Source organism: Microbacterium album, from assembly GCF_014643695.1.
GTDB lineage: Bacteria > Actinomycetota > Actinomycetes > Actinomycetales > Microbacteriaceae > Microbacterium > Microbacterium album.
Genome location: NZ_BMJY01000014.1, coordinates 1 through 20,466, shown reverse-complemented (window position 1 = coordinate 20,466; position 20,466 = coordinate 1). Strand labels below are relative to the sequence as shown.

The 20,466-nt window shown below is 71.2% G+C and carries 16 protein-coding genes; 12 read left to right on the top strand and 4 right to left on the bottom strand.

What is annotated here, in order from left to right; all coding sequences use genetic code 11:
* Positions 1-59: 59 nt before the first annotated feature.
* From IEX37_RS13020 to IEX37_RS13005, 4 genes are all read left to right on the top strand, one after another.
* Complete coding sequence (locus IEX37_RS13020; RefSeq protein ID WP_188756715.1) at positions 60-359, top strand: Dabb family protein; 300 nt, start codon at positions 60-62, stop codon at positions 357-359.
* 92 nt (positions 360-451) lie between these two features.
* Positions 452-1,228, top strand: a complete 777-nt coding sequence (locus IEX37_RS13015) for an SDR family NAD(P)-dependent oxidoreductase (protein ID WP_188756714.1) — start codon at positions 452-454, stop codon at positions 1,226-1,228.
* 3 nt (positions 1,229-1,231) lie between these two features.
* Positions 1,232-2,824 (top strand): FAD-binding oxidoreductase, encoded by a 1,593-nt coding sequence (locus IEX37_RS13010; RefSeq protein WP_188756713.1) that lies wholly within the window; start codon positions 1,232-1,234, stop codon positions 2,822-2,824.
* A 35-nt stretch (positions 2,825-2,859) separates the two neighbouring features.
* Entirely contained in the window at positions 2,860-3,990 is a 1,131-nt protein-coding gene (locus tag IEX37_RS13005; protein ID WP_188756712.1) for an alpha-hydroxy acid oxidase, read from the top strand.
* A gap of 70 nt (positions 3,991-4,060) precedes the next feature.
* On the opposite strand, the gene IEX37_RS13000 is transcribed toward IEX37_RS13005, so the two are convergent.
* The gene (locus tag IEX37_RS13000) at positions 4,061-5,704 is read right to left on the bottom strand and encodes a thiamine pyrophosphate-binding protein (RefSeq protein ID WP_188756711.1); all 1,644 of its coding nucleotides are present in this window, start codon (positions 5,702-5,704) and stop codon (positions 4,061-4,063) included.
* A 218-nt stretch (positions 5,705-5,922) separates the two neighbouring features.
* Here IEX37_RS13000 and IEX37_RS12995 point away from each other — a divergent pair, with 218 nt between their 5' ends.
* Positions 5,923-6,702, top strand: coding sequence for an IclR family transcriptional regulator (locus IEX37_RS12995; protein ID WP_188756710.1), 780 nt, complete (start codon positions 5,923-5,925; stop codon positions 6,700-6,702).
* A gap of 83 nt (positions 6,703-6,785) precedes the next feature.
* On the opposite strand, the gene IEX37_RS12990 is transcribed toward IEX37_RS12995, so the two are convergent.
* The 3 genes from IEX37_RS12990 to IEX37_RS12980 form a co-directional block, all read right to left on the bottom strand.
* Positions 6,786-8,126 carry an MFS transporter gene (locus IEX37_RS12990; protein WP_188756709.1) on the bottom strand — a complete coding sequence of 447 codons (1,341 nt, stop codon included), beginning with the start codon at positions 8,124-8,126 and terminating at the stop codon, positions 6,786-6,788.
* Between the two features lie 275 nt (positions 8,127-8,401).
* Positions 8,402-8,539, bottom strand: coding sequence for a hypothetical protein (locus IEX37_RS12985; protein ID WP_188756708.1), 138 nt, complete (start codon positions 8,537-8,539; stop codon positions 8,402-8,404).
* 88 nt (positions 8,540-8,627) lie between these two features.
* Positions 8,628-8,783 carry a hypothetical protein gene (locus IEX37_RS12980; protein WP_188756707.1) on the bottom strand — a complete coding sequence of 52 codons (156 nt, stop codon included), beginning with the start codon at positions 8,781-8,783 and terminating at the stop codon, positions 8,628-8,630.
* A gap of 36 nt (positions 8,784-8,819) precedes the next feature.
* Between IEX37_RS12980 and IEX37_RS12975 the strand changes: the two genes are divergently transcribed.
* From IEX37_RS12975 to IEX37_RS12945, 7 genes are all read left to right on the top strand, one after another.
* Positions 8,820-10,493, top strand: coding sequence for a TIGR02677 family protein (locus IEX37_RS12975; RefSeq protein ID WP_188756706.1), 1,674 nt, complete (start codon positions 8,820-8,822; stop codon positions 10,491-10,493).
* A complete protein-coding gene (locus tag IEX37_RS12970; RefSeq protein ID WP_229663260.1) occupies positions 10,490-11,737 on the top strand; it encodes a TIGR02678 family protein in 1,248 nt (415 codons plus the stop codon). The genes IEX37_RS12975 and IEX37_RS12970 overlap by 4 nt, the downstream gene beginning before the upstream one ends.
* On the top strand, positions 11,734-15,825 hold the full coding sequence (locus IEX37_RS12965; protein WP_188756705.1) for a TIGR02680 family protein: 4,092 nt from the start codon (positions 11,734-11,736) through the stop codon (positions 15,823-15,825). The genes IEX37_RS12970 and IEX37_RS12965 overlap by 4 nt, the downstream gene beginning before the upstream one ends.
* Complete coding sequence (locus tag IEX37_RS12960; protein WP_188756704.1) at positions 15,822-17,156, top strand: TIGR02679 family protein; 1,335 nt, start codon at positions 15,822-15,824, stop codon at positions 17,154-17,156. Before IEX37_RS12965 ends, IEX37_RS12960 begins: the two co-directional genes overlap by 4 nt.
* Before the next feature lie 121 nt (positions 17,157-17,277).
* The gene (locus tag IEX37_RS12955) at positions 17,278-18,225 is read left to right on the top strand and encodes a LysR family transcriptional regulator (RefSeq protein ID WP_188756703.1); all 948 of its coding nucleotides are present in this window, start codon (positions 17,278-17,280) and stop codon (positions 18,223-18,225) included.
* Positions 18,226-18,298: 73 nt separating this feature from the next.
* The gene (locus tag IEX37_RS12950; RefSeq protein WP_188756702.1) at positions 18,299-19,288 is read left to right on the top strand and encodes a DUF1852 domain-containing protein; all 990 of its coding nucleotides are present in this window, start codon (positions 18,299-18,301) and stop codon (positions 19,286-19,288) included.
* 31 nt (positions 19,289-19,319) lie between these two features.
* Positions 19,320-20,366 (top strand): methionine synthase, encoded by a 1,047-nt coding sequence (locus IEX37_RS12945; RefSeq protein WP_188756701.1) that lies wholly within the window; start codon positions 19,320-19,322, stop codon positions 20,364-20,366.
* Positions 20,367-20,466: the final 100 nt, after the last annotated feature.

Genomic DNA, 20,466 nt, shown 5'->3' with positions numbered 1-20,466 from the left:
GTGACCGAGCTCGTCGGTCGCGGCCGACCGACGACCGACAGCACTAAGGAGTGAGTCGCATGGCGATCAGACACCTGGTCCTGCGCCAGTACAAGGACGGGGTCACCCCCCAGCAGATCAGCGAACTCGAGTCCCGCACGCGGGGCCTCGCCGAGATCCCCGGCATCCTGAACGTGATCACGGGACCGAACCTCGGCCTCGTTCCGCGTTCCGACGGGTTCGACAACGTCACCCTGATCGACCTCGAGAGCCCCGACACCCTGCGGGACTTCATCGCGCACCCGATCCACAAGGAGACGGCGGCGCTCTCGAGCCAGCTGGTGGAGCGATCCATCATCCTCGACATCGCCCTGGACTGAGGGCTCGCCGACCGCTCGACGGGAGCCCGGCGGCCCACGAAGAACGGGACGCCGGGCTCTTCGACCCCACGAAACGCTGCAAAGGAGCAAGCATGCCAGAACGCCTCAGAGACAAGATCGCGCTCGTCACCGGAATCGGCTCGGGAATGGGGCAGGCGATCGCGCTGCGCTTCGCCGCCGAGGGCGCCACGGTGCTGGGCTGCGACATCGACGCGAAGGCCGCCGACGCGACGATCGCCCAGGCCGCTGAGGCCGGGTCCCCCATCGACTCGCTGCACCCGATCGATCTCACCGACCCGGCCGACGTGAAGACGTGGATCGGGGCCGCCGCCGAGAGATGGGGACGCATCGATGTCCTGGTGAACGCGGCCGCGATCCCCCCGAAGATGGCCCCCGCCGGAGAGATGGACTACGACACGCAGTGGCGCCCGACCATCGTGGGTGAGCTCGACCTGGTGTTCCTGGCGTGCAATGAGGCCTGGCCGCTTCTGAAGGCCTCCGGCAAGGCGTCGATCATCAACTTCGCCTCGGTCAGCGCGTACCGCGGCAGCCGTCAGCTGCCGATGCTCGCGCACACCGCCGGCAAGGGCGCCGTGCTCTCGTTCACGCGCCAGCTGGCGGTCGAGGGCGGGCCGCTCGGCATCCGGGCGAACACGGTCGGACCCGGCCTGGTCATCTCGGCGATGACGGCCGAGGCGGAGGCCGTGAGCGGCCCGAAGGCCGACGAGATCGTCGCGCGCACCCTGATGGGGCGCCTGGGAGAACCCGACGACGTCGCGTGGGGCGCGGTGTACCTGGCATCGGACGAGTCGAGCTGGGTCACCGGGACGAACCTGCAGATCGACGGCGGCGTGATGGCGCAGGGCTGAGCGATGACGATCTCCGACACCCATCCCATCGACGCCGACACGCTCGACACTGCCATCCAACGGTTCCGCGCCGTCGTGGGGGCCGAGCACGTCCACACCGAAGGCCCCGCCTTCGATGAGTTCCGCGACCCCTTCGAACCACGGCAGTGGAACGCCTACCTGCCCTCGGTCGTCGTGCAGCCGGACTCCACCGAGCAGGTTCAGCAGATCGTCAGGATCGCCGGCGAACTCGACGTCCCCCTCTGGACCAACGGCCAGGGGCGCAACAACGGCTACGGGGGTGCCGCGCCCCGCGTGACGGGGTCGGTGCTGCTGAACCTCCGACGCTTCAACCGCATCCTGGAGATCGACGACGAGCTCGCCTACGCCGTCGTCGAGCCGGGGGTCAGCTGGCTCGAGCTGTACACCGCGCTCCGCGAAGGCGGACACGACCTGACGCTCAGCGTGCCGGACATCGGTTGGGGATCGGTGATCGGCAACTCGCTCGACCATGGCGTCACGTACATGCAGTACGGCGAGGACTACCAGGCGCCGTGCGGGCTTGAGGTCGTGCTGGCGGACGGCTCGCTCCTGCGCACCGGCATGGGGGCGCAGGAGGGCAACCCCACCTGGCACCTGTACAAGAAGGGACTCGGTCCCGGTCTCGACCATCTGTTCATGCAGTCCAACTTCGGCGTCGTCACCCGCATGGGGGTGTGGCTGCAGCGCCGACCGGAGTTCGTGCTGCCCGCGCACGTGATCGGGGAGACCGAGGAGTCGATCATCGGCATGGTCGACGTGCTGCGCGAGCTCAAGCTCGACCGCACGATCGAGGGCGTGCCGTGCATCTTCCGCGGCCTCAACGCCGCCGGCATGGTCTCCCGACGCAAGGACTGGTACAGCGGCGAGGGCCGCGTGCCCGACGAGCTCGTCGATCGCATCGGCCGGGAGCTCGGCGTGGGCCAGTGGTTCCTGCGACTGGGCATGTGGGGCGACGGGCCTGTGCTCGACCACAAGTACGCCAAGGTGAAGGCCGCCTTCGAGGCGGTCCCGGGAGTGCGGGTCGAGAGCGTCGGCAAGCTGACGCCCGCGGAGGCCGAGGAGCTCGAGCACGGTTCCGACCGCGTCATCACCGGCGTGGCGAACCTCGATCTCGCTCGCATCTCGAACTGGAACGGCGGGGAAGGCGGCGACACCGGAGGCCACATCGACTTCTCCCCCGTCCTGCCGCTCACCGGCCGCGCGACATGGGACCTCATCCAGCAGGTCAAGCCGATCCAGGAGGCGGCGGGCTTCGACTTCAGCCTCGTGGTCATGGCGATCAGCGCGCGTGCGGCCCTGTTCGTCTGCGGCAGCAAGTTCAACTGGACGGATCTCGAGGAGACGCAGCGCGCGTACGACACGGCTCGCACCCTCATCGTCGAGGCCGGCAAGAAGGGGTACGCCGCCTACCGCGCGCACCTCGACTTCATGGACCTGGCCGCCGAGCAGCTGGACTTCGGCGACCACGCCTATCTGCGCTTCGCGGAGACGATCAAGGACGCCGTCGATCCCCAGGGCATCCTGTCGCCCGGGAAACAGGGCATCTGGCCCCGCCGGCTGCGAGAGGGGCGCTGATCCGCAATGATCCCCGTCATGGACAAGGAGCGTCGATGCCGAAGAAGCTGAACTTCCACACCTATGAGGAGCTCAAGGCGAGCGCCCGCAAGGCGCTGCCCCGCGTGCTCTTCGAGGACATGGCGAACGGCTCCGGCCGCTCGTGGACGACGCGGCACAACGAGGCGGCGTTCGACGAGGTCGACCTCGTGCCGCGCGCGGCCGTGGGCTTCCCCGAGCGGCAGCTGTCGACCACCGTGCTGGGCACGGAGGTCTCCATGCCCGTCCTGCTGTCGCCCATCGGTGCGCTGCGCATGGTGCACCCTCACGGCGCGCCGGGCGCGGCCGCGGCGGCCGGACGCGCGGGCACGGTGGCGAGCGTGTCGATGATGTGCGGCCACACGCCCGACGAGATCGCACGGCGGGCGACCGGCCCCGTGTGGCAGCAGGTGTATCTCTCGCACGGATATGAGAAGTGCGCCGAGTACATCGAAGCGGCCAAACGGCACGGATTCCAGGCGATCGCGGTCACGGTGGACTGCCCGGTCTCTCCGAAGCCTCCGATGGGCCTCAAGGTCTCGCTGTCATCGGCGATCGAGTTCGGCCCGCAATTGGCCCGCCGTCCCGCCTGGACCGCCCGCTTCCTGACCGACGGCGCCAAGCTCGCCGCCGCGAACGAAGCCATGGGACCGCGCAAGAAGCAGACGGCGCTGTGGAGCGACATGGACTGGCTGAAGGAGCGCTGGGGCGGCCCGCTCATCGTCAAGGGCATCATCACGCCGGAGGACGCCCGTCGCGCCGTGGACGCGGGGGCGGACGCGATCGTGGTGTCGAACCACGGCGGCATGTCCCTCGACGGCGCGCCGGCCACGATCACGGTGCTCGAGTCGATCGTTCGCGAGGTGGGGCAGGAGGTCGAGGTGTACCTCGACGGCGGCGTCCGCCAAGGATCGGACGTGGTGCGCGCGCTGGCCCTCGGAGCACGCGCCGTGATGATCGGACGCCCCCAGCTGCTCGCGCTGGCCCTCGGCGGCGAGCGGGGCGTCGACGCGGTGCTCGAGCTCTTCCGGCACCAGCTGGACGTGGCGCTCGCCATGGTCGGCGTGCAGTCGGTGCACGACATCGATCGCTCCTATGCCCGCACACCCGAGCGTTGGACGGACCCGCAGCCCGCGGCCCTCAGCTGACCAGACCGACAATATGTGTGAGGGGCGCCCGGTGAACCGGGCGCCCCTCACACATGTCGGAGATCCCCGCTCAGTGCTGGCGGAAGGCCTCCTGCAGCCGCTCGGAGCGCACCGCGGGATCAACTCGGCTGTCTAGCACCAGCGGGCCCGACGCGTTCGGGAGCCACTCGCCGATGGCCTGGGCGACATCCTCCGGACTGCGCACCACGGCGGCCGTGGCACCCAGCGCGCGGGCCACACCCGCGAAGTCGCGCACGCCGAACTCGACGTGCTCCGTGCCATGACCGAGCGGCTCGAAATGGTGCACCTCCGCACCGTAGATGCCGTCGTTGAAGATGACCACGACGACACGGCGGCCGTGCGCCACCAGGCTGTCGAGCTCGCCGAGTTGCATGAGCGTGCCGCCGTCGCCGATCAGCACCACGGCGATGCGATCCGGCCGCGCCTCCGCCATGCCGATCGCGCTGCCGAGCGCGACGCCCACCGACTGGAACCCCTGGGCCGCGAGGAAGCCCGTGGCGTCCGGCACCGAGAGGAAGGGCGTTGGCCACCAGTGGTGGTGACCGCTGTCGTACGTCACGGTGCGCTCGGCGGGCAGCGCCTCGTCCAGGGCGATGCACAGGGACCTGGGGTCGATCAGCCCCTCGACCGCGGCCGGCTCGACCTCGGCGGCGGCGTCGTAGGAGCGCACCTGCTCGGCGAGCTCCGTGCCGCGGAACCCGTCGGAGGAGAAACCGCGCCTCTCGAGCTCTGCCAGCAGCGCCGCGGCCGTCTCCGCCGCGTCGCCGACGAGCCCGTACCGCGCCGCCCCGTACTGCCCGATGCCGGCGGCGTCGACGTCGACCTGCACCACCTTGGAGCGCTCGATCAGCTCGCCGTGGAAGGCCGTCCACTGGTTGATCGTGGCGCCGAAGGAGATGATGAGGTCGGCATGGGGCACCACGCGCGGAACGAGCGTCGAGCCGAACCCGCCGCACACGCCCACGCTGTACTCGTTGCCCGCGAACAGGCCGTTGGCGACGAGGCTCGTCGCGTAGAGCGCTCCGATCCGCTCACCGAGGGCTTCCAGCGCCGGGCGCGCGCCCGACTGCACGGCCCCTCGCCCGGCGAGGATGAGCGGACGCCGGCTGCCCTCGATCAGGTCGGCCACCGCCGCGATGTCCCCGGGCGACGCGACCGCCCGGGGCGCGTTCGGGGTCGGCGGGGCGACCGGGTCGTGCCATTCGATCCGCTGGTTCTGCACGTCCGTCGGGATGCCGACCACCACCGGGATGCGGTCGCGCAGCGCCGTCCGCGCGGCACGCGCGATCGTGTCGATCGCGGACTCTGCGAGCAGCACGCGCTCGACGCGCGCGCCGGCCGCTGCGGCGAATCGCGGTAGGTCGATGGTCTGGTTCACGTTGAGGCCCCGACCGGTCTCCCCGGCGAGCACGAGCACGGGCTGGCGCTCGCGCACGGCATGCGTCAGGGTCGTGAGGGTGTTCGTCACGCCGGGACCCTGATGCACCGTGGCGACCCCGAGATTCCCCGTGATCTGGGCATAGGCGGCCGCAGCGGCCACGGCCGACGCCTCGTGGCGAACCCAGACGAAGCGGCCGCCATGATGGCGAGCGAAGTCGTCCGTGAACAGGAAGTTGCCGCTGCCGAGCAATCCGAACACCGTCGTTTGACCGAGGTGTGCGAGCGTTCTGCCGATGGCTTCGTATACGGTCACGGTGGTCATCGTTGTTTCGCCCCTCTGCCGGCGCTTCCTTGCGCTCGGGCCTTCCCAGGATGGCTGCCGGGTGTGCGGCAGCTCGCCCGTCTGTCCATCTGATGGACAGATGGGCGCGCGACAACTAGTCTCCGAAGTGATCTCGTCATGGGGTGCCCCGCCCCCGAGGTGAGATCGACGACGTCGTCCCCCTGCATCCGCTGGCAAAGGAGCTCGTGATGCCAAGAACGAACGACCCCGGACGCAGTGTCAGTTCCCGCGTGTTCGACCTGCTGTTCGCCTTCGGGCCGGACCACTCCGCGCTCACGCTCGCCGAGCTCGAGCGGCGCACCGGGCTGTCGCACGCCACGGCGCGCCGGCTGCTCGGCGAGCTCGTCGGGGCCGGACTGCTCGAACGCGGAGCGGACGGCCGGTTCACGATCGGGCTCCGGCTCTGGCGGCTGGGCACCCTCGCCCCGCACACCGAGTCGCTGCGCACGCTGGCCCAGCCGTTCATGGAAGACCTGTACGCCGCGCTCAAGCAGCACGTCCAGCTCGCCGTGCTGAGGAACGACGAGGCCGTGATCATCGATCGGCGATCGGCCCCGAGCGCCGTGCGCGTCGTCTCGGGCGTCGGCGGCCGACTGCCGCTGCACTCCTCCGCGGTGGGAAAAGTGCTGCTCAGCCACGCGGACGCCGCGCGCATCGACGCCGTGCTGGCCAGGCCGCTTCGCGCGTACACGCCGGACACCATCACGGATCCCGAGCGGATCCGCGCGGAGCTCGCCGCGTGCCGGCAGACGGGGATCGCCAAGGTGCGCGGCGAGCTCACGCCCGGTGTCGATTCCGTCGCGACCCGCATCCTGGATTCGAGCGGGCGGGTCGTCGCGGCGCTCTCGGTGCTCGTGGACGGACGTCGCGTGCACCTCTCCGCCGCCGAGATGACGCTCTTCGCCAGCGGACTCGGGATCTCCCGACTGCTCGGATGGCGCCCGGGGGTGCAGGCCCGGGTGGGGTGACGCCCGCGAGCGAATCCGTGCCCGCGGGACCCGCCGATCGCCCCGAGGCGCCGTGCTCCCGCGGTGCCTCGGGGCGACGCGGCTCATGCGGCGGGAGACGACCCGCTCGGTGAGGGCTGCCTGCGCGGCACGAACGCCACCGCCACCGCGGCGAGCACCGCGGGCAGTGCGAACGCGTAGAAGTTCATCGCCGCGGGGAACAGTCCCGTCTCCACAGCCGTGAGCACCAGGCCGCCGTAGACCGGCCCGATGATGCCCCCGATGCGTCCCACCGCGAGCGCCCAACCCAGGGCGGTCGCACGCGCGGTCGGGGGGTAGTACCCGCCGACGAACGCGTTCACGAGCGTCTGGGTGTTCGCGCCGAAGCCGGCGATCGCGATCAATGCGAACAGGATGATCTCCGGCGGCCGCGCAGAGAGCAGGGTGACCGAAGCCGCCGCGGCCAGGAACGACGCGCAGATGATCACGCGCTCGCCGATCCGGTCGGCGAGCGCACCGGCCGTGATGACGCCCACGATGGCACCGAGGTTGAACACGAGCAGAAACGCCAGCGCGGTGCCCAGCGAGTACCCGGAGCTGCGCATGACCTCCGGCAGCCACGTGTTCAGCCCGTAGACGAGCAGCAGTCCGATGAGCGAGATCGCCCAGAACATGGGGGTCGCCACCCGGTAACCGCGCGAGAACAGCATCCGGACGGACGCGAAACGGTCCTGTCGCTGCGCGGCGGCGACCTCGACGTCGTCCGGCATGGGGAGGCCGTAGCGCTCCGCGTACCGGCGCGCCTCGTCGATCCGCCCCCGCGCGACGAGATACGAGACCGACTCGGGCAGGAAGGCGATGGCGAACGGCACGATCAGGACCAGCGGCGCCGCCCCGATGAAGAACATCATGCGGAAACCCGCGGCCGGCAGGACCACCATCGCCAGCAGCGCGGCGGCGAGGCCGCCCGCCGAGTACCCGGAGTACATGATCGCGTTGTGCAGATGCCGCCGCGACGGCGCGGAGTACTCGATCGTCAGCGCAATCGCCGTGGGGACCACCCCTCCGAGCCCCAGCCCGGTCACGAACCGGAGGGCCCCGAAGATCTCCGGGGTCGGGGCGAGACCCGTCAGAGGCATGAACACGGAGAACCAGATGAGGCACGCGATCATGACGCGGCGTCGGCCGAGCCGGTCGGTCAACGTGCCCATCACGAGCGCGCCGATGAGCATGCCGACGAGCGCCAGGCTTCCGAGCCGTCCCGCGGCCGCCGCGTCGAGTCCCCACTCGCGGTACTGGAGCAGATCGGGCAGGACGCTGCCGTATGAGATCAGGTCGTATCCGTCGGCGACGATCGTCGCCCAGCAGATGGCGAGCACGCCGTAGACGCTTCGCCGCTTGACCGGGGCAGACCGGCCGGGTGTCACAGCTGAGGCCGCAGACATTGGTGTTCTCCTTCGACATCGTCGTCGTCAGACCTGCGTCGGGCCGCACCACCCGCCCCCAGGCCCGGGAGCCCGCCACTGGGCTCCCTCATTGCTGCCATCACCCTGGGAGAGCGCGGGAGCAGCCCGCAGGCGCAAGTTCGATGAACGGACGACGTGGAGTCCCACTGACCGGCGGTCATGGGGCAGTCGCCCCGCGGAGTCCCCCCGGGGTTCCCGCTACGCGGTCCCGCCCCGGCTCAGGGCCGGACGGGACGGGTCACGCGGGGGGGAGCTCAGGGCTCCTCGGAGCGCCACGAGTCCGCCCGGCGCTCGATCCACCGGGCGAGCGCGTTCAGCGCGACACCGACCCCCACCACGACCACCGATGCGATCACACCCGTCGTGTCGAGTCGCCCGGCCGCGTAAGTCACGTCGTACCGATGCCCGCGTTGCCGGCGAAGAACCCGCCGACCACGACCCCGACGTGCGCGAGCGTCATCGTGGAGGTGGTGACAGCGCTCATGCCGCACGATTCGTCGAGGGCTGGCCGAAGAGCAGCTCTGCCAGCCGGGCCCGGTACGCAAGGTACTTCTCGCTCTGCCGCACGGCCTCGTCCCGCGGACGCGGCAGGTCCACTTCGATCGTCTCGACGATGCAGCTCGGCCGGTCCCCCATCACGAGGCGTCGGTGGCTCGTGGCAGGATCGTCGTCGTGTCCGATGACCCCTCGACTGCCGCCTCCACCGACGCCGCCGAGCGCCGCGACGGCTACGGTCCGTTCGCGTATCTGTCCGCGCCGAATGCGCCGCTGTACCGGCGCGTGATGCGCGCGATGATGGCCGAGAAGGAGCGGTTCACGGTGCACGTGCGCCCCGAGCAGGTCGCCGCCGCGCTGGCCGGCGATGGCGAGGAGCCGGCGGCGGAGCAGAGCGCCGTCGCCGATGCGATGGAGAGACTCGCGCAGCCGGGGTGGGGCAACCTGCTCGCGTTCCCGGATTCGAGCCGGGTCACCGCGCTGGAGGACTTCTACCGCCGGCGCATGCTGTACCAGCTGTCCCGGCCGGGCGAAGCGGCCGAACGCGCGCTCGCACAGTATGACGCGGCGCTGGGAAGCCGCGGCGCCCTGCAGTCCGTGGCGCTCGAGGACATCGTCGCGCTTCTCACGGTGCTGCGCGACATGGCCGTCGCCCACCGCGCCGGGGAACCGATCGACGTCGCCGTGACGCATCAGTCGCTGCGCAGCCTGCGCGACCGGTTCACGGAGCTGGCCGAGAACGCCGTCGCGTTCATGGGCTCCCTCCAGCGCACGATCGATCTCCACGATGCCGATGCGGAGGCCTTCGTCGCCTACAAGGAGCAGCTCATCGGATACCTCGAGCGGTTCATTTCGGATCTGCTCACCCGCGGCGCGACGATCGCTCAGCTGCTCGGCGAGATCCCCTCCGACAGCGTCCGCTTCCTCGCCGAGACGGCCGCCGACCGTGAGGCGATCGACGCCGCCCCCGGCGAGGAGGAGACTATCCGCGGCGCCACACGAGACACCTGGCTGCGCCAGTGGTCCGGCCTCACCGACTGGTTCGTCAGCACCCCCGCCCGGGAGAGCGAGGCAAAGCTGCTGCGCGCACGCGCCCGGGCGGCGATCCCCGCGCTGCTCGCGGTCGTACGTGCGCTGCACGACCGGGCGGGCGGCCGCACCGACCGCAGCCAGGACTTCCTGACGCTGGCGGAGTGGTTCGCCTCGCTGCACGGGGACGGCGACCATCACCGGCTCTGGCGATCCGCGTTCGGTCTCGCCCGCGCGCGGCACCTCAGTGTGACCAGCGAGACGGAAGACGCGTGGGCCACCGCCGCTCTGGGCTCGGCGACTCCGTGGGCCGATGCGCCGCCGGTGCAGATCAGTCCGCAGCTACGCCGCAGCGGCTCGTACGAGAGGCGAGGCCGATCCGCCCGTGTCAGCGACCGTTCCGCCGGGAAGGCGATGCTCGCAGAGCGCGCCCGCCGCGAGGCGGAGCAGACCGCCGCGGCGAGGCGGCGGATCTTGACCGACGGCCCGCGGCCCCTCTCGACGTTCGAGGAACTCGACCCGGAGGCGTTCCGTCTGTTCCTCGGGCTGCTGGGCGACGCTCTCTCCGCGCTCGAGCCGCAGGCTTCGATGGCGCAGGTCACGACATCCGACGGCGAGCTCACCGTGACGATCACGCGGATCCACGGAGCCCCGGACGCCACGATCACGACCCCGGACGGCGACCTGACCGGCCCCGACCACCTGATCGACATCGTCTCCGCCTCCGACCCGTCCGCTCGCGCCGCACAGACCGATCGGGGCGCCCGCACCGCACACACCGATCGGGGCGCCCGCGAGTTCGTCTCGGAGACGCGCACATGAGCATGTTCGATGCGACCCCGCGCACGATCACGAGCGCGCTCGAGGGCCGCGACGCCGAGGAGCGCGTCCGGGTCATGCGCGCGCTGCTCCTCCGCCCGGTGCTGCGCCACGATACCGACGGCGAGCTCTTCCGCCTCGCCCGACGTCACGCCGACGCGCTGCGCGCCTGGCTGGAGCGCGAGACGGGATGGCGCCTCACCGTCGACGCGCAGACGGCGCGGCTGTGGGTGTCGATCGTCCCCCACGGCCCCACGGCGACATCGATCGCACAGCGCCATCCCGCGCGGGTGCGCCGCGGCGATGCCTTCACACGGCGCCGCTACGTGCTGCTCTGCCTGGCCCTGGCCGTTCTCGAACGGTCCGACCCACAGATCTCGCTCGGGCGCCTTGCGGAGCAGATCGTGTTGCTGGCGACCAGCCCCGGTCTGTCGAGCGTCGAGTTCACGCTCAGCGGGCGGGAGGAGCGCCGAGACCTCGTCGCGGCGATCCGCCTGCTGCTGAGCTGGGGCGTGCTCGACCGCGTCGCGGGCGACGAGGAGTCCTATGTCTCGGCCGACGGCGACGCGCTGTACGACATCGACCGGCGCGTCCTGGCGACGCTGTTGGCGACGACGCACGCGCCCAGCACGGTCGCGGCGCGCCTTCCCGCGCATCCTGGGATCGACGACATCGAAGCGGCCCTTCACGAACAGCCGCCAGCCTACACCGACGACGAGGCGAACAGGCAGCTGCGCCAGTCGGTGACCCGCCGCCTGCTGTGCGATCCGGTCGTCTACTACGACGAGCTGCCAGCCGACGAGCGCGACTACCTGATCCGCCAGCGCGTCGAGCTGACGCGGCGCCTCTCGGAGGCGACGGGGCTCGTTCCCGAGCTGCGAGCCGAGGGCATCGCCATGGTCGACCCCGAGGATCAGCTCACCGATCTGCGCATGCCGGAGCAGGGCACCGACGGGCACGCCACACTGCTGCTCGCCGAGCACCTCGCCGCCACGGGACCCACCGAGGTGTCGGCGCTGCGAGCGAGGATGCGCGCGCTCGCCCGCGAGCACGCCGCCTACTGGCGCAAGACGAGCCGCGATCCCGGCGCGGAGGACGAGCTGGTCGCCGAAGCGCTCGACCGGCTCGCGGGACTCGGCCTCGTCCGGGTCGACGGCACGGGAGCCACCGCCGTCGTGCATCCGCTGCCGGCCCTGAACCGATTCACCGTGGCCGCACCGACCATCGTCCAGAGGAGGGCGCGATGACCGAGAGCGTGCATGGAGACAGCCCGCTCCCCCACCCGAAGACCGCGCGCTGGCAGCCGCTGCGCATCGGCATCGTCGATATGTTCTACTACGACGACGAACAGTTCTGGTTCCACGACGGACGCCTGCTGTTGCGCGGCAACAACGGCACCGGCAAGTCCAAGGTCCTGGCGCTGACGCTGCCGCTCCTCCTCGACGGCGCGCTCATCGCTCGGCGCGTCGAGCCCGACGCCGACCCCAAGAAGAGGATGGAGTGGAACCTCCTGCTCGCCGGCGCGCACCCGCACTCCGAGCGCACCGGATACTCGTGGATCGAGTTCGGTCGCCGCGACGAGAACGGTGCCGAGCACTTCGTGACTCTCGGGATCGGTCTCAAGGCGGCGTCGGGTCGCGGCATCGTCAAGTCCTGGTATCTGACGAGCACCCGCCGCATCGGGGATCTGCACCTGATCGACGACACTCGCACGCCCCTGACCCAGGAGCGCCTGCGCGACGAGCTGGCGGCGACCGGATCCGGCCACGTCTACACGACGCGCGAGGCGTATCGTCGTGCCGTCGACGAGCTGCTGTTCCGGCTGGGAGAGGAGCGCTACGCGGCGCTCATCGACCTGCTCATCCAGCTGCGACAGCCGCAGCTGTCCAAGAACCCCGACGAGCGTGCGCTCTCCGCGGCGCTGACAGAGGCCCTCGCGCCGCTCGACCAGGCGATCATCGCGGACGTGGCCGAATCGTTCCGGTCTCTGGAGGAGGAGCGCGAAGGGATCGCCCAGGCCAAGCACACCCTCGCCTCCGCCGACGAGTTCCTGCGCCACTACCGTGCGTACGCGCGCGTCGCGACGCGCAGGTACGCCAAGACGCTGCGCGAGGCGAACTCGGCATACGAGTGGGCCGGGCGCGACCTGCACGAGGCCGAGGACCAGCAGAAGCAGGCTCAGGAGCGGGCGGAAGAGCTCGACGCGCAACGCGAGGACGCCGAAGCCCGTCAGAGCACGTTGCGCGGCCAGGAGCAGGCGCTGCTCGCGAGCCCCGAGATGAAGGACGCGCAGCGTCTGGACCAGGCTTCCCGCGAGGCCGACGCCATGGACGCGCGTGTCGATGAGGTCGCGAAGGACGCCGAGCAGGCGACGCAACGCGCCGTTCAGGAGACGGCCGCCGCGGCGTCCGCCGCGGAGCGCCTGCGGGACGCCCGCTCCGAAGCGGATCGGCTCGCCGCCGACGCCGCCGGCCGCGCGCGCGCCGCGGGCCTGAGCGACGAGCATGCGACGGTCGTCGACGAGGAGTTGGGCCGCCGGATCCTCGCCCGGCGGCGCGAGCAGGTGGACCACGTGCGTGGCCTCGCGACGACCGCCCGCGCAAGCGCGGCGACCGCCGACGCGCAGCGGCGCCGCCTCGACGACGCGGAGGCCGAGCACGCGGCACGGGCCGACGAGCAGGAACGAACGGCTGCGGCCGTCGACGCCGCCATCTCGGCCTACGGCGAGGCGGTGCGGGCGCACATCTCGGGGCTCGCCGTGCTGCCGGTCACGGATGTCGACGACCTCGCGCGCAGGGCTGAGGCGTGGGCGAACAGCGTCGACGGCGAGTCGCCCGTACCTCCGGCGCTCGACGCAGCGGCGCAGGCGGAGACCGAGCGGATCAGCCTCGAGCGTGCCGCCGCGCAGAAGGAAGCCGACGAGCTGGCGCGGGAGCGCGAGCGAGTGCGGTCGGAGATCGCGCGCCTCGAGGCAGGGCGCGATCCCGAGCCACCGGCGCTCGACGGCCGCGACTACGAAGACCGCGCGGACCGGGCGGGAGCGCCGCTCTGGCGCGCCACCGATTTCGTCGAGACGGTCACCCCCGCCACCCGGGCCGCCGTCGAGGCGGCGCTGCAGTCGGCGGGGCTGCTCGACGCGTGGATCTTCCCCGACGGCACGCTGACGTCGGCCGGTGACGTCGTGCTCGGGCCGACGGGTCCCACGATCGCCGACTCGCTGGCCGCCGTCCTCGCCCCCGCCGTCGGCCCGGACGACGCGGTGAGCGCGCAGACCGTGGCCTCGGTGCTGGCGCGGATCGGCTGGGGCGAGGGCTCGCGCGCCGCGATCTGGGTCGACGCGTCGGGCGGGTGGGGTGCCGGCCCTGCCCGGGGCTCGTGGACGAAGCCGACGGCCGAGTTCGTGGGCGCAGGCGCGCGCGAAGCGCACCGCCGCGAGGTTCTCGCGCAGCTGCGCGCGTCCGCCGCACAGCTCGACGCCCAGCTCGCGACGGCGAGGCGGAGGATCGACGCCGCCACCGGGCGCCTCACGCAGCTGCGTGCGGAGCGCGCCGCGTACCCCGCGGACCGCGAGCGCTCGGTGCATTCGGCGCATGACGCCCTCGCTGCGGCTCGACGCGAGGCGGTGCGCTCCGCGGAGGGGGTCGCGAAGGCGCGCGCCACGTGGGACGCCGCCCAGCAGATCGCCGAGCGTGACGAGGCCCGGCTCGCAGACGAGGCCGCACAGCTGAAGCTCGGCACGACGCGCGAGGAACTGGATGCGGTCGACGCCGCGATCCGCGACTACGACGCCGCGCTGACCAGGCTGTGGGCGGCGCAGGGGCTGGTCGCGGAGCGGTCGACCGTCGCGGAGCAGGCAGCGGAACGCAGCGCAGTGCAGGAGGCGGAGCGGAAACGGAGGCACGATGCGCTGCGCGACCTGCAGCGGACGGCCGAACAGCTGCGGTCGACATACGAGGAGCTGCGTGCGACCGTGGGCGCATCGGTCGCCGAGCTGCAGGATCGTCTCGCGAACGTGCGCGCCGCGCTCAACTCGTGGGCAGAGACCCTCCGGCGCCTCGCGACGGAGCAGCAGGTCGCGGCGGGGCAGCTCGGCGCGCTGAAGCAGCGGATCCACGATCTCGAGCAGCGCCGACGCGAGCGGGCATCCGCGCGGGACGACGCGACCGTGGCGCTGCGGAGGTTCGCGCAGACCGGTCTGCTTCGCGTCGCCCTGCGCGACGCGCAGCTGCCGCCGACGGACGACTCCGACTCGTGGCACGTGACGGCGGCGCTGCAGCTCGCGCGGGCGGCCGAGCAGCAGCTCGGCGACGCAGACGACTCCCCCGAGGCGTGGAAGCGCATCCAGCAGCGGCTCTCCACCGCGGCGACCGAGCTCGCGAACCAGATGAGCCGCCACGGCCACACCGCCGTGCAGGAGCAGCGAGACGACGTGATCGTGATGCGTGTGCGCTATCTGCAGGACGAGATCGACATCGATCTTCTGGCGGCACGATTGGAGGCGGACGTCGCCGACCGCGAGACCCTTCTCAGCGCTCGGGAGCGGGAGATCCTGGAGAACCACCTCGTCAACGAAGTGGCCGGGCATCTGCACGAGCTGATCCTCGCCGCCGAGGAGCAGCTCGACGGCATGAACCACGAGCTCGCCGCCCGAAAGACCTCCACGGGCATGCAGCTGCGCGTCCGCTGGCGCGAGCACCCCGACGCGCCGACGGGCCTCGCGGCGGCGCGCGCGCTCCTCGTCCGCTCGGACGCCACCTGGACGCCGGCGGATCGTGAGGCGATCGGCGAGTTCCTCTCCGCCCGGATCCGGGAGGTCCGCGACGAGGATCCGTCCGCGGGGTGGCAGGAGCAGCTGGAGCAGGCGCTCGACTACCGTCGCTGGCACGTCTTCGTCGTCGAGCGCTGGCAGAACGGCCAGTGGCGGTCGGCTTCGGGTCCGGCGTCGGGCGGGGAGAAGGTCCTGGCCGTGTCCGTGCCGCTGTTCGCGGCGGCCGCGGCGCACTACAACTCGGCATCGCCGCTCGCGCCCCGCCTCATCATGCTGGACGAGGCGTTCGCCGGGGTCGATGACGACTCCCGGGCCAAGTCGCTCGGCCTGCTGGCGACCTTCGACCTCGACGTGGCGATGACGAGCGAGCGCGAGTGGGGGTGCTACCCCGATGTGCCGGGCCTCGCGATCGCCCAGCTGTCCCGCGTCGAGGGCATCGACGCGGTCGGCGTGACGCGCTGGCGGTGGGACGGCCGGCGGCGCACGAGGCAGGCGGACGTGGGGGACGAGGCGCGCGCCGGGGGCGCGCCCGCCGACTCCGGCCTCGAAGAGACCCTCTTCACATGAGCGGTTCCGGGCCGCAGGACATGTCGGGTCTCGAACGCCTGCTCGGCGGACCGGACATCGCATGGCTCGTCGAGAGGGTCCGCGGAAGGATCCTCGCAGCAGGGTCGACGCCGTTGAGCGGCAAGGTGGAGCTGAAGAACCCCACGCGCGAGCAGCGCGCGGCGGTCACGCGCCTGATCGGCGCCCCGCGGCGTGCGGGCTCCTCGACGCTGCGCGTCGACCTCGGCCGCGTCGAAGAGGTGCTCCGGCGCGGTCCGTGGCCTGCGGGCCTCGCAGACGCCGTCGAGACGCTCACCGGACCCGTCGTCGACCGCGCAGCGGTGCGCGCGCGCGAGTCCGCGGCCTGGGCCGCCGCTCGCGACAGCCTCGCGGACGCGGCGGCGCGCTTCCCCGGACTCTTCACTCGCTGGGAGTCGTGGTGCGCGAGCGGGGGCCTTAAGAGGGCAGCGCGGTCCGAGGCCGCGCGACTGTCCGTGCCGCCGTCTCCCTCGGTGGGCAGTGAGCTGGTGCGCCAGCTGGCGTCGGTCCTGGGGGCTCTTCCCACGGGCGGTGAGCCGCTGCCGGTGTTCGCCCGCCGCGTGCTGGGCGATGCGCACGGGCTGGATGCCGGCCGGCCGCTGGGGCGGCTTGCGGTCACGGCGCTCGCCTGGGCGCTGACCCCCAGCGCACCGGATCGCTCGCCGTCCGCGCGCGACGTCTGGGAGGCCGCGGGGGTCGTGATGTCGGCCGTCGCCTCGTCGGTGCTGTGCCTCGGCGTGCCCGGCGCGCCGGTGGTATCGAGGGAGTCTCCGCGACAGGCACAGTCAGCCACCGCACGCATGCTCGAGGCGATGCGCGCGGCGCGGATGCCGCTGCTGCTGACGCTCGACCACGTGCGATCAGGCGGCGTGCGTCCGCTTGCCGCAGAACGCGTCGTGCACGTGTGCGAGAACCCGACGCTGGTCGAGGTCGCGGCCGAGAGGTGGCGGCACGCGCCCGACGCGACGGCCCCCGTGCTCGTGTGCACCTCCGGTCAGCCGAGCACAGCCGCCGTCGAGCTTCTGCTCGCGCTCACCGCCGAAGGCGCGGCCTGTCGCTATCACGGCGACTTCGACTGGGCCGGGCTGCGCATCGCCGAGTCGCTGCGGGGGCGGGTGCCCTGGCGGCCTTGGAGGTACCGCGCCGAAGACTACCGAGACGCTGTCGCGCGCGACGCTCCATCCCTCCGTCTGTCTGGCCCACCAGCCACCTCGCCCTGGGACCCCGCGCTCGCCACCGCGATGGCCGAGCACGGGCTGGCCATCGAGGAGGAGGCGATAGCGGCCCAGCTGACCGAGGACCTGATCTCCTGACCCGCAGCCGCGGCGCGCTCTGTTCCCGGGAGATGGCGTTTCCTACGCGAAGCCCCGAGACCCGACAGCGATCTGTCACCACAGGGCTCCTGGGCGTCTGTCACCGGGATAGCGTGTGGCTATGGCACCAGGCGGGGCGGGGAACGGCATCACCTTGCAGCAGCTGAGGTACTTCATCGAAGTCGCGGCCGAGGGATCGATCTCCGCCGCGGCGGACCTGCTGTACGTCTCGCAGCCGACGATGTCCGCCGCGATGAAGGAGCTCGAGCGACGCGCAGGACGCGCGCTCTTCACGCGCTCGACCCGCGGCATCACCCTCACGGCGGACGGCACCGAGTTCCTCGGCTACGCCCGCCAGGTCATCGAGCAGGCCGAGCTCCTCGAGCAGCGCTATCTCGGGCGCCCGCCGTCGCGTCGGCTCCTCGGCGTCTCGGCGCAGCACTACTCCTTTGTCGTCGACGCGTTCGTGCGGATGGTGAAGGCGTCCGGGGCCGCGGAGTACGAGTTCAGCCTGCGCGAGACGCGCACCTGGGACATCATCGAGGACGTCCGCACCCTCCGCAGCGAGATCGGGATCCTCTACCGCAATGACTTCAACCGGAAGGTCGTCGACAAGCTGCTCCGGGACGGGGGTCTCGGCTTCACCCCACTGTTCCTCGCGACACCGCACATCTTCGTCGCCCGGACGAACCCGCTCGCGGGCCGTGAGCGCGTCACGCTCGACGACCTTGAGGAGCTGCCGCGGCTCAGCTTCGACCAGGGGACGAACAACTCGTTCCACCTCGCCGAGGAGATCCTGTCCACCCGGTCGTCGAAGCAGGACATCCGCGTCAGCGACCGGGCCACGATCTTCAACCTCATGATCGGCCTCGGCGGCTACACGATCTCCACCGGGATCATCTCCGACGACCTGGACCCGTCCATCGTCGCCGTGCCGCTCGACGTCGACGAGCGCATCGAGATCGGCTGGATCGGGCACACCTCGATCCCGCTGACGGGCCAGGCGGAGCGTTTCGTCGCCGAGATGCGCGAGGTCGTCGCGGACTTCGGCGTCGAGCTTTTCTCATAGGAGATGCCTATGGTCGGTCGCTGAGTATCCTGATAGGGCTATGTCGCGCCGCCGTGCCTACGCTCGGATCACCATGACGACCGGCACCGCAGCAACCGAACTCACGTTCAGCATCGGCACGACCCGCTTCGATGAGGAGTACTCCCCGTCATCCGGCTCGCGGATCACGACGAACTTCGCCAACCTCGCCCGCGGAGAGAACCGGCGCGAGAACCTCCGGGGCGCGCTGACCATGATCGATCGTCGCTTCAACGACCTCGCCGACTGGGACAACCCGGAGCGGGATCGCTACTCGGTCGAACTCGAGATCGTCTCGGTCGACCTGCACCTCGACGCGCGGGACGGTGGACCCGGCTTCCCGCTCATCGAGATCCTCGACGTGCAGATCCTCGACAGGGCGACGGGCCGGCGCATCCCGGGCATCGCGGGCAACAACTTCTCGTCGTATGTCCGCGACTACGACTTCAGCGTCGTGCTGCCCGCCCACAAGGCGAGCGGCGCCCCCGGAATCCCGAGCGACTTCGGCGACCTGCATGGCAAGCTTTTCCAGCTCTTCCTCGCCTCGGACGTCTACCGCGAGCGCTTCGCCCAGCCGCCGGTCATCTGCATCAGCGTGTCCACGAACCGCACATACACGCGGCTCGACAACCGCCACCCGGTGCTCGGAGTCGAGTACCAGCAGGACGCGCTCTCACTGACCGACGAGTACTTCGGGCGCATGGGGCTGCAGGTGCGCTATTTCATGCCGCGCGGCTCCGTCGCCCCGCTCGCGTTCTACCACTGCGGCGACCTGCTCAACGACTATTCGGACCTGGCGCTCATCGGCACGATCAGCACGATGGAGGCGTTCCAGAAGATCTACCGCCCGGAGATCTACAACGCCAACGCCGCCGCGGGCCACGTGTACCGGCCGAGCCTCGAGAACGCCGACCACTCGGTCACAGGCATCGCCTACGACCGCGAGGAGCGCAGCCGGCTCGCGCTCGCGCAGGCCGGCCTCACCGAGGAGCGTTTCCTGACGCCCTATCGGGCTGTGCTGGACGCGTGGGCCGCAGACCGCTGAACCGACCCGACGAGACGGGAAAGACACACGGATGAACGCCCTTCTGCCTACCGCCATCGTCGGCAGCCTGCCGAAGCCCTCCTGGCTCGCGGAGCCGGAGAAGCTCTGGTCGCCTTGGAAGCTCGCGGGTGCGGAACTCGCCGAGGGCAAGCACGACGCCCTGAGCCTCGCGGCCGAGGAGCAGCGCCTCGCGGGCATCGACGTCATCGCCGACGGCGAGCAGACCCGCCAGCACTTCGTCACGACCTTCATCGAGCACCTCAACGGCGTCGACTTCGAGAGCCGCGAAACGGTGCGGATCCGCAACCGTTACGATGCGGACGTCCCGGCGGTCGTCGGCCCCGTGAGCCGGCCGAAGGCGGTCTTCGTGGACGACGCGCAGGCGCTGCGCGCCCAGACGACACAACCCATCAAGTGGGCACTCCCCGGTCCGATGACCATGATCGACACGCTGGCGGACCGGCACTACGGCAGCCGCGAGAAGCTGGCCCGCAAGTTCGCGAAGATCCTGAACCAGGAGGCGAAGGAGCTGGAGGCCGCCGGCGTCGACATCATCCAGTTCGACGAGCCCGCGTTCAACGTCTTCTTCGACGACGTCCGCGACTGGGGCGTCGAGGTGCTCGACCTCGCGGCCGAAGGGCTGCGCGCCGAGACCGTCGTGCACATCTGCTACGGCTACGGCATCAAGGCGAACACCGACTGGAAGGCGACGCTCGGATCCGAGTGGCGCCAGTACGAGGAGTCGTTCCCCCTGCTGCAGCGGTCGTCGGTCGACACGGTCTCCCTGGAGTGCCACAACTCGCACGCCCCTGTCGAGCTCATCGGGCTGCTGCGCGGCAAGAAGGTCATGGTGGGCGCGATCGACGTCGCCCGGACCGCGATCGAGACGCCCGAGGAGGTCGCCGCGACGCTCCGCAAGGTGCTCCCGTTCGTCGACCAGGACAAGCTGTACCCGAGCACGAACTGCGGCATGGCCCCGCTGTCCCGGCACGTCGCGCGAGACAAGATGGCCGCGCTCGCGTCCGGCGCGGCGATCGTCCGGGCGGAGCTCGCGGGCGCGACTTCCCCTCCGACGTGACCGTCAGGCGGTGCGCTCACGCGAAATCGCCGCCGGGCGCCATGTCCGCGAAGCGGGAGAAGTGGCCCTGGAACGCGACCTCGATGGTCGCCGTGGGGCC